This is a genomic window from Kribbella yunnanensis (genome assembly GCF_039529655.1).
GTDB lineage: Bacteria > Actinomycetota > Actinomycetes > Propionibacteriales > Kribbellaceae > Kribbella > Kribbella yunnanensis.
The window spans coordinates 86,251-102,614 of sequence record NZ_BAAANF010000011.1 but is presented as its reverse complement, the minus strand read 5'-3'; the positions used below and the strand labels follow the sequence as shown (position 1 = coordinate 102,614).

Genomic DNA, 16,364 nt, shown 5'->3' with positions numbered 1-16,364 from the left:
CACCACCCCCCAACCCGCCACGAAGCCCCCATAGGCCCCGACGACGTCTACGACCAAGAAGCAGACGAAGCCGCCTACAACGAGGCCATGTACCAACCAGCCACCCCACCAGACGACCGCCCCAACAAAAAGGAGCACGTCGCATGAGGTGGCAGCGCCGTGCTCGAACGGCGCTGACCGTCCTGGCCATCTCCACCATCATCAGCAGCCAACTCGCCCTGGCCGCCGACCCCAACCAGGGCCCCACCAACCCCACCGGCTTCGCAGACCTACTACCAACCCCCGACCTGACCCACGGCGACACCCGAACCCTCTTCGAGCAGTACAGCCCGATGGACTACGGGCTCGACTTCGACACCGGGTTGTCGGACACGTTCAACATGATCTTCAACGGTTACGCGTCGATCATCATGATGTACATCCTGGCGATCACACGCGCCGCGATCTCGGTGGGTTGGTGGCTGTTCTCGTTCACCGACGTGAAGCCACTCACTGATGCAACGGCGTCGACGATCGGCGCCACGGGAACGCAGTTGGTTGGTTGGCTGCTGCCTTCGGCGCTCGCCTTCGGTGCGGTCGTGGCTTACACGCAGCGCCGGGCGACGGGAAGCGCCATGGGGCAACTCGTCTGGGTCTTCGTGGCGGGACTGCTGAGCGTCAGCTTTGCTGTGGCCCCGGCGACGTGGCTGCGGGGCGTGGATGGCGCTCGCCAGTTGGGAGCCGGTGCGGTGATGACGGCGTCCTCGGACGCATTGGGCCCGACGATTCAAAGTCCGATTCCATGGCCCGAGCCTGGGTTCACGGGCTCGCCTCGGGACACATTGCTGCGTAAGTCTGCCGATGCGAGCTGGCGAGGCTTCGCCGTCACTCCGTGGTGCATCGCGGAGTTCGGATCCATCTCGGCTTGCGAGCGATATGGCAAGGGCATGCTCACTGCCGGTGTGAGTCACTCGGCAAGGGACGACTACGTCGACAAGGTCATCGCGCCGGCTGAAGGCGGGGCCGATGCGCCGACGGTCAAATGGATCAAGGGCGACAACCCGTTCGGCCGGGTGGCCGTTGTCATGCTGGCAGCCATCGCAGCGACATTGTTCGGCTTCCTCAACATCGGCCTGGCATTCACGGCCTTGATGGCATTCATCGGGGCACTGCTCCTGCTGGTCGTTGGTGTCTTTTTCGCGTGCCTGTGGATCATTCCTGGTCGTCCGCGGCAATGGGGCATGAATTGGTTCGAAGCCTTGGTAGGACTAGTGCTGCAGTCGTTCCTGGCGATGCTTGTTTTCGGTACTGCGCTGACGCTGGTGACGGCAGTCTTCACCCTGACGGGGCCGGTGGGATGGCTACCGGTGACAGGGCTTGCGATTGTCGTGCTCATCGTCGGATTCAGGCTCCGCCGCCTGTTGGACAACCTCACCACGATGATGCGTCCAGGCACGGGCAGCATCATGCTCGGCGGAATGGCTCGCCGAGGGGCGACAACTGCAATCAGAAGGCTTGCTGGCGCTCTGGGCAGTCGCGGTGCGGCTCCGGCTCCGGCCGAACGCACGCGGGATCGAAGCCGAGAAACTGACGCGAGTCCGCAACGAGTCTCATCTGTTCGCATCTACCGGCAGGCTCCAGTAGTCGGGTCGCTGGGGCGCGGCGGGGCGAGTTCGCCGTTCGAGCTCACGGCTGGATCGGAGCGGCGGCCTGATGCGAGCCAAAGCGCCGGTGGCAGTGCTTCAGGCGGACAGGGGGCTGGTGGCCGGCTTGCGGCAAATGCAGCGCCGAGCTCCAGCACGTCCGCATTGAACCTTGCGCGAGCCCGGTCCCAGGCCAATACCGAGAACCGAAGGACGATCTCTGTCTCGGCCGCAGGAGTCGCGACCACCGGAGCCTCGGGCGGCAGTTCGCGGAGTTCAGCCGAGGCTCCGAAGGCACGTCATTCGCGGCGTCCCGCGTCTGCTCCAGCCAGTGAGAGCCGGTTCGAGCCGCGAAACCACTCACAGTCGGCGAGTCTCCGTGAAGGACCGCCGAAGGCTCAGCGGGTTCGACGTAAGTCCACACCGGCGCAGCAGCGGAGCTTTCGTGACTACTCGGCCGTCACCAAAGACGGCGTGACCGTCCACGTCCCGACGCGCAGGTGATGCCGCATGGCTCGAAAGTCCAGATCACCTGACGGCCGTCGCGAAGGCGGCTCTCAGGCTCGGCATCGCGGCGAGGATCAGAGCCGGTACGACGCCGACGCTGAGTCTTACTCAGATCGTCCGCGTCCGGACGCTCCGGATGGCTGGCGGTCGATGATGAGCAATGACTACGACTATCCGGACGAGCTCGACGAGCTCAATGGCAGACAGCGTCGACGGGCCAAGCGCAATTGGCGACGTGAAGACCACGCGCAACGTATGGCGTGGCTGCGTAATCAGCGGCAGGCTGAGCCGACGAGCCCGGCAATTATCGTTGCGTTGGTTGTGATCGTTGCGATTGTCATTCTCGGACTGGGCGGCGGGCTGCCGCGCTTGTTTGGTGGGAAGAGTTCTGACGACAACGCTCCGATCAGTCTTTTGACGCCGGGGCAGTCGGTTGTGCTTCCAACGGCACCGTCCAGTTCTGGGCAGCCGAGCGCTCCGACGAGTTCCACGCAGCTCACCACGCCGCCACTGCAGACACAGCGTCCGTCTGAGGGGGCGGTGACCGCAGCCGGCGACGTTGTTGGTGCTTGGGCTCGGGCTTTCTACACGCGAGACCCCGCCGCTGAGACCTACGCGGCATTGGTCGCGAAATGTTCGAAGTACATGACACCGGAGGTGGCTTCGAGCTTCACTGCCGCGGGTGATCCGACGTACGACGCCTTGAAGACCGACGGTGGTAAGTCGACGGTCATCGCGGCTCCGGTCAGTGCTCCGCCGGCCAACGCGGAGGCGCCGGTCGACACTCCAGAAAGAGTTACCCGGTTCGTCAAGATCACGATCGATGTGACCGGCAAGAATGCTCAGCGCTTTGACGTACCCCTGCTCATCACTCTGTCCAGCCTGAACAACCAGTGGCTCGTCAGCGACGTCTCTGGCGGAACCGGACCATGACAGTAGGGGGTTGCGATGTTCGACGAGCGTGATCTCGGGCGCGGGCTCATGTCGGTGGCGAGCAGGGGCACTCTCGCGAAGGGCGCTGCCGCGTTGGCAATACTCGGGCTGTCGAGCCTCTTGATGCTTGCGCCGTTCGGTGGAGCCAACAAGTCGCAGGCGGCCTGTCTGCCTGGCATTCCGGGCCAGCCTGGTTTGCCGTTCCAGTCAGGGGAGCTGCGCCAGACACAGATCGAGTTCGCCAAGCTGATCGACCAGGTCGCGGTAGCGCGGGGGCTCCCGGGCAGAGCGACTTTGATTGCGCTCATGACTGGTCTGGTGGAGTCGAATCTTCAGAACCTGGACTACGGCGATGCCGACTCCGTAGGGCTCTTTCAGCAGCGGCCGGACGCGGGATGGGGCTCCAAGGAGCAAATCACGGCCACGCCGCCGATCTACGCGATCGAGGCGTTCTTCGGTGGGAAGGACGCGCCGGATCCGCCGGGTCTCGTGGATATCAACGGCTGGCCGTCGATGGCACTCGGAGACGCGGCTCAGCGAGTGCAGGTCTCAGCGTTTCCTGATCGCTATGCCACACGCGAGCGCGAGGCACGCCAGATTGCGTCGGCGGCGGGCATCGATCTCGAACGCCGAGGCAATCCGTACGCGGGCCGCGACGGCCTCCCACCGGGTGCCTCGGGCGGTGATGGGACACCGGACGACGACAACTGTGACAGCGGCGGAGGCTTGGAGAGCGGACAGCCGGTGGACGGCGTTTGGCCGGAGCAGGCCCAGTCTGTCACCGACCCAACGGGAACCGGAGGGCTGCTGACTCCGCGGACTGCGGCATGGGTCGGAGAGGCGCGCAAGAACCTAGGCACCCTCAGCATGAGTTGCTGGGACGCGCATGTCTGGAATCCGACCAGTGACCATCCTCGCGGCAAAGCCTGCGACGTGATGGTCGGCGCCGACGCCAGACGCTCGGCACCTGCACGCGCCCGCGGCGATGAGATCGCCAACTGGACCGTGAAGACCGCAGGCCAAACCGGCGTGCACTACGTGATCTGGTACGGCAAGATCTGGTCCGCCCGCCGAGGCACCTGGATCCCGTACAACGGCGGCGGCGTCTACAGCCCGACCGACGCCACCGGCGGCCATTTCGACCACGTACACGTGTCCATGTGGTGAGTCTGATCATCGTCCGCCATCCCACAGGAGGAGCCCCGAATGACCGGCCCCGGTGACCCCGACAACCAGCACGGTGCCGAGGGGCCGAATCCCGGGTGGGGACCAGAGCCGCCAGGCTATTCGGGGGCCCAACCGAGCATTCCTCCGCAGCAGCCGTGGGGGCAGTTGCCGGTTCCAGCAGGTCAGCCACGTGATGCAGGTGGTAGTCACACACTGCCCGACCCGTCGGCCTGGACGGCTTTGCTGTCGGCTGTGCCCTGGTTCTTCTGGAGCCTTGTTCTCGTTGTCTGGGTCGCGGGCGCTATCGGCTTTCCTTGGGGATGGATCGTTGTCGCGCTCTGGATCTTGTCCGGAGCCTTGATTTTTCTGCCGGCGACCGAGGATCTCCTGGCCAGATACCTCTTTCGGTTGCGTAGACCGACGCTGGTGGAGATGCAGCGCTTAGGGCCCGCATGGCAGCAGTTGCTCCGACGCGCATCGACGCCAGAGGGACGATTCGTCCTGTGGATCCAAGACTCTGATGAGGTCAGCGCGACAGCGACCCCGGGACACACCGTCGCAGTGACGAGGTGGGCGCTTTACACACTTCCACCTCAACACCTTGAGGCGGCACTGGCCCATGAGCTGAGTCATCACCTCGGCGGTCGGGCTTGGTTGAGCCTCATCAACTTCTGGTACGCGATACCGGCGAGGGGCGGCCTGATCGTCGCTCGCGCTGTTGCGCGGTTGATGCGACGTGTGCCCGCACTTGGCTGCTTGATCGGTGGCTTTCTCGTGTTGGCCTATGCAGGTATCGCCCTGGTCGTCATCACCTTTGGGCACGGCTACATCTGGCCGCTGTTGTTCTTGACGCCGTTTGTAGCGCCGCCACTCCTTGCATGGCTCAATCGGTGGCACGTGAAAGAAGCCGACCGCAAGGCAGCGATGCTTGGCTATGGCGCGACGCTGGTTCAGGTCCTCTACGGCTGGCAGATGCAGCATCAGGACTCGTTGGGGCGGGAGACGAGCCGCCGCGCCCAAGTCATGTCGAACACGCCGTCGCTGATTGACCGTGTCCATACCCTTGAACAAGCTGGCGGCATACCTCCGCAGGCCTGGAGCTGAACAAGGCTCCGCGGCCGAAGCCTGATCCGCGTGGTCCGGCCGACGCGGTTCAACCTGTCTGTTGTTCGGTCTGCAGGTTCGTGCAAAATGCGGTGGGGTGGCTTACTTTCGTGGGGGATTGGCCGCAGGCTTGGGGTTCTGCCCAAATGCTGCGGCCCTGAGGGGCCGGTCGTGGAGGAACTGTGCGCCGCGGATTCCGCCTGTTGTTGTTGCCGCTTCTGTTGTCTTTGTTGGTTCCTGGCCTGCTGCCGGAGTGGGTGAGTGCGAGCACTGCGTCGGTCGCTGCGGCGGCTGGGGTTGGGGATCCGGGGGGTGGGGGTGGGCTGTATGTGCCGCTTGCGGCGCAGGTTCGGTTGCTTGATACCGGTACGACGCCTGTTACGGCCAACCCGACTCCGGTGACCTCGACGTTCACCGGGCGTGGGGGGATTCCGGCGACTGGGGTTGCGGCGGTTTCGGTGAATGTGACTGTGGTGAACCCTACTGTTGCTGGGAATCTGGTGGCTTGGCCTGCCGGGCAGGTTCGGCCTTCGGTTTCGGGGATCTTGTTTGCGGCTGGCCAGACTTATGCCAGTGGGTCTTCGGTGTTGCGGCTCAATGCGAGTGGGCAGGCGGCTTTCTTCAACACGAGTGCCGGTACGGTGCGGATCATTGTCGACGTGGCCGGGTACTACACGACCGATGATGCGACCGTGGGCGGGTCTCGGTATGTGCCGGTGAAGCAGACTCGGATTCTTGATACGCGTAACAAGATCGGGGTGCCGACGAACACGGCTGTGCCGGCGAAGACGGCGATCAGCTTTCCGGTTGCGGGGGTTGGTGGGCTGCCGGCGGCGAGTGCGATGACGTCGGTCGCGATCACGCTGACTGGGCTCGTGCCGGCTTCGCCGGCGGGGCCTGCTGGCGGAATGGTTGTGTACCCGGCGGGCGCGACTGCGCCTGGGGTGGCGCATGGCAGTTGGAGTGCGGGGCGGTCCAAGAGCAGCACGGTGGTGACTCGGGTTGCGGCGAATGGCCAGGTGACGTTGACGAATACGTCGGCGGGCGCTGTGCATTTCCTTGCCGAGGTCACTGGGTACTACACCACCCCGACGAACAGTGCCGCGGCGTCGTCGCGGATCAGCATCCTTCCGGTGGCGGCGCGCGTGCTGGACACCGGCGGTACGACGTTGGTCGCGGCGGGTTTCGGTCACACGTTCAAGGTGGCGGGTCTTGGCGGTCTGCCCGCAACGGGGTTGGCGGCCGTCAGCGCGAACCTGATCGTGGCCACCAAGGCGACCAGTGGTGACGTCGTTGCCTATCCGGCCGGCGAAACCGCTCCGGTTGCGACTGATGCGATTGCGCTGCCGACGCATTACTCGTTCAACCAGATTCTCGTGCGTCCCAACGCGGCTGGCGAGATCACGATCTTGAACCGCGGTAACGCCGGAGCCCGGTTCTATCTGGATGTGTCCGGCTATGCGCTCAAACCGAAGGCGCCTGCCGCGCCGACCGACGTACAGGCGACTCCGGCTGACAAGAGCGTGAAGTTGTCGTGGACCGCTCCGCAGGACACGGGCGACCAGACGCTTAAGAGCTATGAGGTGACCAGGTCGCCGGGCAACGTGCTCACCACCGTGACCGGCACGAGTACGACGATCACGGGGCTCGTCAACGACACGACGTACACGTTCAAGGTTGTTGCGGTGAATGCCGCCGGGCGTTCGCCCGCCGCCTTCAGTACGGCGGTGAGCCCTGCGCCGCCCGCTCCGCCGGGGCAGCCGTTCATCACCGCAGTGACGTCTCGCGACAGCGCTGCTGCTGTGTCGTGGGATGCACCAGCGGGGCTACCTGAGGTGATCACCAGCTACGTCGTGACGGCGATGCCCGGGGGCGTCACGATGACGGTGCCTGGTACGGCGCGTGACGCGCTGCTGAAGGGGCTCACGAACGACACGACGTACGCCATCACCGTGAAGGCGACCAACGCGTTCGGTTCGGGAACGTCCGACCCGCGTCCGGCGTACCCAGTCCTCGCGAAGGTGCCGCTGGCGCCACCGATCAATGCGGTGACAGCGTTGGACGAGCGCGTCGACGTGCAGTGGGTTCGGCCCGCGGACGGCGGTGCGGAGGTCGACAACTACGAGGTGACCGCTGATCCGGGCGGCATCACGCAGACCATCGCGGCCGACACCACGATCACGGCGTTGACCGGCTTGACCAACGGGCAGAAGTACACGATCAAGGTGCGCGCTCACAACAAGGCCGGGTACGGCGAAGCTTCCACCACCTCGAGTACGCCGGCGGCCGCGCGCGCACCTGGTGTGCCCGATGACGTCAAGGCGGCTCCGTCGGCCAGCGGCGTCGTACAACTCAGCTGGAAGGCTCCGATCGACATCGGGACCTCCGCGGTCACTGGCTATCGCGTGACCGTGACGCCGGGCGGCCAGGTCCTCGACGTCACTGCGCCGTCGGCGACCGTGAGCGGTTTGGATCCGGCGACCGAGTATCAGTTCACGATCGCGGCGAAGAACGCGGCCGGGACTGGAACTGCCACTGTCCCAACAACCGGCATCAAGCCCGCGTTGACTCTCAAGGTGGCGCCGATCGTCCTGAGTGCGGAGTCCCTGCAGCAGGTCAGCTCGCTGACTCCGACGGCGATCGTGGTCGCGACACCGACCAGTCAGCTGTCCGGTGTGCAGGCGGGCCAGACTGTCATCGCCGACGCCAGTCCGACGACACCGCAGGGCTTCCTGCGCAAGATCACCAAGGTGCAGACCGTCGGCGGCCTGCTGGTTTTCAACACCGAGGACGCTGCACTGACTGACGTGTACGGCGACATGGCGCTGGCCACGCAGTTCAAGGCCACCGCCGACGACGTCGCCGCGTTCGTCCCGGCCGGGCCGGGGATCCGATTGGCCGCACCCACGGCCGGCGGCAAGACCCGGCAGCAGGGTGGATTCACCAAGTCGGTGAATCCGGACGAAGGCAAGTTGTACATCAAGGACGGCAAGCTCGTTGTCGAGGTGGAGAAGGAGATCAAGACCGGCTCGCGGATCACCGGCTCGGCCACTTTCGATCCGAGGTTCGATCTCACGGTCGAGAACGATCTGCTGGCCACCTCGCATTTCCGGATCGCCTTCGACACGGAGTCGTCGTTCCGGGTCGATCTGGCGCTCGGTGGGGCGATGGAGCCGAAGCGGTTCCGGCTGGGGCAGCTGCGGCTGCGGTGCATCACCGTCGGGATCGGCGGCGCTCCGGTCGTCATCTGCCCGGTCGGCGAGCTGGAGCTGGTCATCGAGGCGGACGGCCGGGCGGGGATCGCGTTCGAGGTCACGTACAAACGCAGGCTCGGGATCGAGCTCGAGGTCACCGGTCCGGTGGTGACTGCCGAGCCCATCAACGAGCAGATCGCCGATAACGAGTTGTCGTTCAAGTACCCCCAGGTGTTCGGTAACGCCGCGGCGTCGGCCGGGATCGCGGGCAAGTTCATCGTCGCCTTCTACGGCCAGGGCGGTCCCGAGGTCGAGGTGACTCCCTACCTCGAGGGCGAGATCGACACCGCCGCGGACCCGGCGATCAAACTGGTCTTCGGGGTTCAGATCGGCGGCGGCCTGGAGTTCAACTTCCTGCAGCGGAAGGTCGTCCGCTGGGTCAAACCCGACGTCCTCAAGTTCGAGAAGGTTCTGTGGGACTCGGGCGGCCCGTACTCGGGAGTGGTGATCGATCCCGGTTCGGCCGAGATCGGCACCACCGGTTCGCAGCAGTTCGATGCCAGTCTGGTCGGGTTCCCGGACAGCGAGCCGTTCGCCTGGCGGGTGGTCAAGGGTCCCGGCACCATCAACTCCGTCGGCCTGTACCAGGCGACGGGCGACGGCCTGGTCCAGATCGAGGCGAAGGTCGACCCCAACATCTTGCACGGCGAACTGAAGAACACGGCCAACATCAAGGTGAGTGGCTTCCTGCCGTCGGAGCCACGCAATGTACGGGCGACGGCCGGTATCCGTACCGCTGAGGTCACGTGGGATCCGCAGGAGTTCTCCGGACGGGTGCCGGTCACGCATTACGTCGTCAGCACCTCGCCGGCGACCGGCGCGGTCAAGGTGCCGGTTGCCGCCGGCAACCGGGTGACGCTTCGGAATCTGACGCCTAACACCGACTACACGGTCACTGTGTCGGCTGTGAACGCGGACGGCGTCGGCCTGCCCGGGAGCTCGGGCAGGTTCACACCCCGTACGACGACGTTGGCCGATCCAGGCGGTGGCGACATCACGGACGGGGTCGATGGGGACGAGCCGGGGATCGACGGTGTCGTGTTCTCGGACTCCGGCCGCTATGCGTTCTTCGGCGTCAAGAAGCCCGCCGACCGGCACTTCTATCTGATCCGGCGTGATCTGGCGGACCGCTCGGACCAGATTGTGTCCGTCAAGCCGGACGGTACGACGCCTGAGCCGATCGCGTCGGACTTTCCCGAGGTGGGCAGCCAACTGACTGCCCCGAACTACGCCGTCTCCGGCGAAGGACGGTACGTCGCCTATCGCACGGCAGCCGGCTCGGTGAACACGAACGACCAGATCGCCGTCCGCGATGTGCAGACCGGGGAACACTGGACCTCACCGGTGACCCCGTTCAAGGTGTCGACCTTCAAGCTTTCGGCCGACGGCACGAAGCTCACCTACATCACCGGTAGCGGGGGCACCGCGAACCGCAGAGTCTGGCAGGTCACCAAGGGGCAGGCGAATGCTGTCTGGCTCGACGGCTGCATCGATACGAAGTCGTGCGGCGCGGGTTCACCGCTCAACCTCGGAGTGACGCCTGACGGCAACACCGTGATGTACGACTTCGAGAGCGAGGATCCGGCGAGCCCGTACTACACCGCGACCAACCGCGTGATGGTGCTGGATGTCCGCACCGGTCAGAAGACCACGCCGTACCTGAACAAGGGGTTGCCGTTCCTCGATCCGGTCTACAGCGCCGACGCGTCCTGGATGATCGCCCAGGTCAAACTCGGCGACGACTTCGATCCCCAGTACACGCTCGCCGCGCGGAAGTTCGGCACCGGACCGTTCGTGGTCGCCGACGTCCTCTTCCGAGGTACTTCGGACGGGTTCGACATCAGCAACGACGGCGAACGAATCGCCTGGCGCGACGGCTGGAACACCGGTACCTACCCGGATCCCAAGCGCCTGTACGTGTTCTCACGCTCCACCAAGACCAACTGGACCGCGCCTTCCGTGCCGAATGCCGGCTACTACCGGGACGACCTCGTCGACCTGGCCCCGTCAGGTGCCGCGGTCTCCTGGCGGGCTGTCGACGAGAACAACACTCTCGTTGGCAAACCCTGGGGAGCTGCGGTGGGCTGACCGGCGGCGCTGCCGCTCAGGGCGTCAGGAACTGTAGTTCGTGGGCGGCGGTGGGGTTGGTGAAGGTGAGGAGGGCTTGGGCTTCGGGTTCGATGAGGGCTTGGGTTTTCTTGGACAGCTTTTCCAGGGGTTTGATTTCTAGGGTGATTTGGGACTTGGTGTTTTTGGGGAGGCGCCAGGTGGCGGTGGGGTGGCCGTTGTGGAGGAGGGTGCCTTGGACGTAGAGGGATTGGAGGCGGGTGGTGGGGGTGGGGAGCCAGCGGGAGCGGTCGGCGTGGGAGAGGTAGAGGTTGTCGAATTCGGGGAGGAAGCGGGTGGGGGGCTCGGTGTCTGGGTCGGGGAGGGTTTGGGCGGGGAGGTCGTAGAGGGTGCGGCCGGAGTTGGCGTCGGTGTAGGTGCGGAGGTCCAGGCGGTCGAAGATTTCGGTGAGGTGGGTCAGGCCTGACCAGGATTGGGCGTCCATGACGGAGGCTGGGCCGTAGGCGGCCAGGTAGCGGAGGACCAGGGACTCGGGGTTGGGGGTGGGGTCCAGGTCGGCGTTGAGCCAGAGGTGGGGGAGGGACATGGCGGGGTTGCCGCCTTTGCCCCAGATGCCTCGGGGTGGGGTTTGGATGGTGGGGAGTAGGCAGCGGACGGCGTGGGCCAGGGCTGCGGGGTCGCGGTCGGGCCAGAGGGGGCCCAGGTGTTCGCGGAGTTGTACGGCGGTGGCGTGGCCTTCGGTGATGCGGTCGGTGCCGGCTTGGAGGACGGCGGGCATGTCGAGGCCTTCTAGGCGGTGCCGGCCGTAGGTCATGTTCTGGAAGACCTCGCGGTCCAGCCGGGGCTGGATGAGGGGGCGGAAGGCGAGGAAGTCGGGGCTCGTCATGAGGTGGATGGTGGCGCGCATCATCGAGCCGCGGACGGCTTCGCGGCCTTCGATGAGTTTGACGAGGTCGTCGGGCTGGAACGCGGTGAGGCGGGTCCAGAGGCCGACGTACGGCGCGAGGGGGATCTGGGCCTGCATGCCGACCAGGTGCTCGATGGCTTCCAGGGCGGTGGCGTCGTGGCGTTCGAGCAGCCACTGACGCTGGAGGGTGGCGCGGTTCTGGGCTTGCAAGCTCAACTTCGACATGGCCGATCTTCTCCCGGCCAACGGTTCATTCGCCAGCAGATCGCGATGCGCTGAAGGTGGTCACACGCTCCGTGTACGACGAACGGGCGGTGGGGTCGGCGTGGAGTCCGCGGTCGTCGCCGGCTAGGCGGCGGCCTAGGGACATGAGGCGGGTTGGGACCAGGCCGTCGAGGGTTTTCCAGCCGCCTAGCCAGCGGGGGACGGCTAGCTCGGGTTGGCGGGTTCGGCAGGTGCGGAGGACGGCGGCGGCTACGTCGGTGGGGTCGACGGTGGGAAGCATGCCGCCTAGGCGGACGCCGGAGGAGAGGGAGGTTCGGACGGCGGAGGGGAGGACTGCGCTGGCCGTTACGCCGGTGCCGTGGAGTTCGCGGCGGACGGCGGCGGTGAGGCCGACGGCGGCGTACTTGGAGGCGTTGTAGACGGCCATGCCGGGGAAGGGGATCTTGCCGGCCATCGAGGCGATGTTGACGATGTGGCCGTGGTGGCGGTCGATCATGCCGGGGAGGACGAGACGCATGCCGTGGATGAGGCCCCAGACATTGACGTCCATGGTCGCTCGGCTGATCTCGTTGGGTTCGTCGAGGAAGCTGCCCAGGGGCATCACGCCGGCGTTGTTCACCAGTACGTCGATCCGTCCGGACGAGGTGACGACGGTGTCGATGAAGGCGGCGAACGAATCGCGGGAGGTGACGTCGAGAGGGTGGACCGTGGGATCGCCGGCGGGGTCGAGGTCGCCGCGGTGGACCGTGGCACCGGCGGCGGTGAAGGCCTCGGCGGTGGCTTGGCCGATGCCGCGGGCGGCGCCGGTGACTACTACGACGGCGCCGGTGAGGTCGAGGGGTTTCATCGGACTACCTCCAGGGTCTTGGTGATGGTGTAGTCGGAGGGGGAGAAGCGGCCGACGTCGCGTTGTAGGCGGGCGCTGGACCAGGGCCAGCTGAAGGAGTTGCGGCCGTTGGTGTCGTGGTAGTAGCTGGCGCAGCCGCCGGCCTCGTAGACCGTGCCGGTCAGGGCGGACTGGACCGAGGTGACGAAGGCTTCCTGGACTTCGGGGCGTACGTCGAGACTGGACCAGCCCCGGTTCAGGAGGGTCGAGACAGCCTGCAGGACGTGGTCGAGTTGGGCTTCGAGAATCATGAAGGCCGAGGTGTGGCCGGTGCCCAGATTCGGGCCGAGGAGGTTGAAGGCGTTGGGGAAGCCGCTGACAGCGGTACCGAGGTAGGCCTGGGGTGAGCCTTTCCAGACGTCGTCGAGCGACTCGCCGGCGGCGTTGTGGACTCGGGAGGCGATCGGGAGATCGAGGATCTTGAAGCCGGTGCCGAGGATGACGACGTCGGCCTCGATGCGGGAGCCGTCGGTGCCGATCACCGTGGAGCCGTCGAAGCCGGCGACTGCGGTCGGGTGGACCGAGACGTTGCTCGAGGCAAGCGCCGGGTAGTAGGTGTTCGACATCAGGATGCGCTTGCAGCCGAGCGTGTACGTCGGGGTGAGAACAGAGCGCAAGACTGCAGAGGGGACTGAGCGGCGGAGATGGAGGCGACCGACGGCCTCGACGAAGCGCATCAGCCGCGGATGCCGGAAGCCGAGTCCGAGCGCCTCCATACCGGCGTACTCGACCCGCCGGAGCAAGCGTTGTGCGACTGGGAACCGACGGAACAGCCAGCGCTCGATGGTCGGCACGTAATGGTCCGGCTTCGGCAGAACCCATTGCGCAGTCCGCTGGAAGACATGCATCGAGGCCACTGATGGCTGGATGGCGGGAATGAACTGCACGGCCGACGCGCCCGTCCCGATCACCGCAACCCGCTTACCAGCAAGGGAAACCGAGTGGCCCCAGCGTGACGAGTGAAAGACCGGACCATCAAACACGCCCGGGATCGACGGCATCAGAGGTTCATGCCAAGGCCCGGTCGCGGTGATCAACACTCGGGCTTCGAGCGGTCCGGTCGAGGTCTCCAACGACCACACAGAACGCACCGGATCCCACGAGGCGCGCAGCAGCTCGACACCGAAGCGCAGATGCGGCAGTACGTCGTACCGCGCGGCCGTGTCAGTCAGGTACTGCTGGATCTCGGCCTGCCCAGCGAACGCACGGGTCCACGACGGGTTCGGTGCGAATGAGTACGAATACAACGCCGACGGTACGTCGCACGCACACCCGGGATACGTGTTGTCGCGCCACGTCCCACCGAGTGACGGCCCCTTCTCCAGTACGGCGAAGTTCGTGATTCCTGCCTGTCGCAGCCGGATCGCCGCCCCGAGACCGGAAGCCCCGGCTCCAATGATCACCACGTCCATGGACAACCACCTCCAGAAACCGACAGTATCCGAATACCCAAGGAATTCCAATACCCAAAGATCTAGACTGCACCCATGGCGAGAATGACCCGCGCGGAGAGTCAGGCGCAGACCCGGGATGCCCTGGTGGCGACTGCTACTGAGTTGTTCTTGAACGACGGGTACGCCGCCACATCCCTGGAGAAGGTGGCCGACGAGGCCGGGTTCTCCAAGGGCGCGGTCTACTCGAACTTCCGCAACAAGGACGAGCTCTGCCTCGCCGTCGTCGACGCGATTCGTGAGGACCAGGCGAACAAGCTGGCCCAAGCACTCGAAGGAGCCGAGACCCTCGAGAGCATGCTCGTGGGATTCCAGCAGTGGGCCGACACGACGATCGGTGACGTCGGCTGGACGGTGTTCGAGGTCGAGTTCTCGACCCGGGCGCGGCAGGACGAGAACCTGCGAAAAGAGCTTGCCGAGCGCAACGCGGCGATCCGCAACGCGGCCGCGCTGCTCCTGGGCGCGCACGCGCTGGAGTTCGACATCACGCTGCCGATGCCGGCCGCCGACTGTGCCACAGCCCTGCTGAGTCTCGGTGTCGGGCTCGGCGTGCAGCGTGCGATCGACCCCGGGGTCGGCGTCGACGTACTGCCCAGTGTCATCCGGCTGCTCGCGGGGCGTTGACAAGGTTTTCCCTTGCCACCGCAAGTTGCCGGGAAGTTCTGCTTCCCACCGGGTACCGAAGCGAACTAGGGTCTCGACGGATCGTAGTGGTTGCGTCACGCAACCCTGACGAATCGCCGACTGTGGGAGGGAATGTATGTCGAACCGCCGTAAGGCGATCGTGGCCGTCACCGCCGGGCTGGCCACCATTTCGCTCGGTCTGTCCGTCACCAGCGCCGCGGGGGCAGCGCCGGAGGCCACCACCCTGGGCAGCCTGAAGCTCGTCAAGACCAAGACATCTTTGCTCGGCAAGCACTACTGGTACCAGCAGACCTTCAAGGGCCTGCCGGTGGTCAACGGGTACTACGCGAAGCACGAGACCAAGAGCGGTGTCCAGATCGCCGACGGCCGGGACGCCGTACCGGCGAACCTGGACGTGTCGGCGAAGCTGCCGGCCGCGACCGCCAACACCAAAGCGAGCGAGGCGATCAACGCCAAGGCCGCGCGCGCCCGCATCGCCGGTGCGGACAAGGAGGCCGAGAAGGTTCCGGCCGCCGGCCGCAGTACGGCGCAATTGGCCGTCATCGGTGGTCCGAACGCCCGCCTGGTCTGGGCGGTCACCAGCCGCTCCAACGAGGGTTCGACCCGGAGCCTGGTCGATGCGGACAGCGGTTCGGTCGTCGAGTCGAAGGTGCTCAGCGACAACGCCACCGGTCACGGCTCGGTCTTCGACCCGAACCCGGTGGTCAGCGAGCAGAACGAGCAGCTGACCGACGAGAACGACAAGAACACCGACGCGCTGTTCCTCGCGCAGAAGAACGTCCTGCTGCGCAACCTGGACGGTGACGGCAAGCTCAACGGCACCTACGTCAACATCAAGGAAGCCAAGGGCGGAGTCGCCGAGGACGAGGACAACAGCTTCCTCTACCAGCGCAAGAGCGACAAGTTCGAGCAGGTGATGGCGTACTACCACGTCAACCAGACGCAGGAGTACATCCACAAGCTCGGCTTCACCGAGGTGAACAACGAGTCCCAGGACTTCTCCATCAACACGTTCTCCGGGGACAACTCGTTCTACGACCCCTCGGTCGACATGATCACGATGGGCGAGGGTGGCGTCGACGACGCCGAGGACGCCGAGGTGATCTGGCACGAGTACGGTCACGCGATCCAGGACGACGTCGTACCGAACTTCGGTGAGTCGCTCGAGGCAGGGTCGATCGGCGAGGGCTTCGGCGACTACTGGGCCGTCACGATGTCGATTCCGGTCAGCAAGGGCTTCGAGCTGCCCTGCGTGATGGACTGGGACGCGACGTCGTACACGTCCACCGAGCCGCACTGCCTGCGTCGTACCGACACCGGCAAGACCACCGACGACATCGTCGGTGAGGTGCACGACGACGGTGAGATCTGGTCGAACGCGCTGTGGGACATCCACAAGGCACTCGGCCGACAGAAGGCGAACAAGCTGATCCTCGAGGGCACCTTCTTCTACGCCCCCGACACCTCGTTCGCCGACGCCGCCCGCGTCACGGTGCAGGCCACCCGCCTGCTCTACGGCAAGGCCGACGCGCAGAAGGTCACCGACGCCTTCAAGGCCCGCAAGATCCTGAAGTAGGCACGAAGGGTCAGGGGCCC

Annotated in this window: 10 protein-coding genes; 7 read left to right on the top strand and 3 right to left on the bottom strand. The window is 65.6% G+C overall.

Translation table 11 applies throughout. The features are described from left to right. Nucleotides 1-143: 143 nt before the first annotated feature. From ABD231_RS17425 to ABD231_RS17405, 5 genes are all read left to right on the top strand, one after another. Complete coding sequence (locus tag ABD231_RS17425) at nucleotides 144-2,126, top strand: hypothetical protein (RefSeq protein WP_344152370.1); 1,983 nt, start codon at nucleotides 144-146, stop codon at nucleotides 2,124-2,126. 6 nt (nucleotides 2,127-2,132) lie between these two features. Beyond that, nucleotides 2,133-3,062 (top strand): hypothetical protein, encoded by a 930-nt coding sequence (locus tag ABD231_RS17420; protein ID WP_344152368.1) that lies wholly within the window; start codon nucleotides 2,133-2,135, stop codon nucleotides 3,060-3,062. 15 nt (nucleotides 3,063-3,077) lie between these two features. Continuing rightward, nucleotides 3,078-4,229, top strand: a complete 1,152-nt coding sequence (locus ABD231_RS17415) for a VldE C-terminal domain-containing protein (RefSeq protein ID WP_344152365.1) — start codon at nucleotides 3,078-3,080, stop codon at nucleotides 4,227-4,229. Between the two features lie 252 nt (nucleotides 4,230-4,481). Then, on the top strand, nucleotides 4,482-5,333 hold the full coding sequence (locus ABD231_RS17410) for a M48 family metalloprotease (RefSeq protein ID WP_344152362.1): 852 nt from the start codon (nucleotides 4,482-4,484) through the stop codon (nucleotides 5,331-5,333). Nucleotides 5,334-5,662: 329 nt separating this feature from the next. After that, the gene (locus ABD231_RS17405; protein WP_344152359.1) at nucleotides 5,663-10,675 is read left to right on the top strand and encodes a fibronectin type III domain-containing protein; all 5,013 of its coding nucleotides are present in this window, start codon (nucleotides 5,663-5,665) and stop codon (nucleotides 10,673-10,675) included. A gap of 16 nt (nucleotides 10,676-10,691) precedes the next feature. Here ABD231_RS17405 and ABD231_RS17400 read toward each other — a convergent pair whose 3' ends face one another. From ABD231_RS17400 to ABD231_RS17390, 3 genes are read right to left on the bottom strand one after another with little or no spacing between them, the layout of a single operon-like run. Continuing rightward, entirely contained in the window at nucleotides 10,692-11,786 is a 1,095-nt protein-coding gene (locus ABD231_RS17400; protein WP_344152356.1) for a winged helix DNA-binding domain-containing protein, read from the bottom strand. Nucleotides 11,787-11,811: 25 nt separating this feature from the next. Beyond that, a complete protein-coding gene (locus ABD231_RS17395; protein ID WP_344152353.1) occupies nucleotides 11,812-12,633 on the bottom strand; it encodes an SDR family oxidoreductase in 822 nt (273 codons plus the stop codon). Next, nucleotides 12,630-14,084, bottom strand: a complete 1,455-nt coding sequence (locus tag ABD231_RS17390) for a flavin-containing monooxygenase (protein ID WP_344152350.1) — start codon at nucleotides 14,082-14,084, stop codon at nucleotides 12,630-12,632. Before ABD231_RS17390 ends, ABD231_RS17395 begins: the two co-directional genes overlap by 4 nt. A gap of 75 nt (nucleotides 14,085-14,159) precedes the next feature. On the opposite strand from ABD231_RS17390, the gene ABD231_RS17385 reads away from it, so the two are divergent. Next, nucleotides 14,160-14,747: a TetR/AcrR family transcriptional regulator gene (locus tag ABD231_RS17385; protein WP_344152347.1), complete on the top strand. Its 588-nt coding sequence runs from the start codon at nucleotides 14,160-14,162 to the stop codon at nucleotides 14,745-14,747. A gap of 136 nt (nucleotides 14,748-14,883) precedes the next feature. Then, a complete protein-coding gene (locus ABD231_RS17380; protein ID WP_344152344.1) occupies nucleotides 14,884-16,344 on the top strand; it encodes a M36 family metallopeptidase in 1,461 nt (486 codons plus the stop codon). Nucleotides 16,345-16,364: the final 20 nt, after the last annotated feature.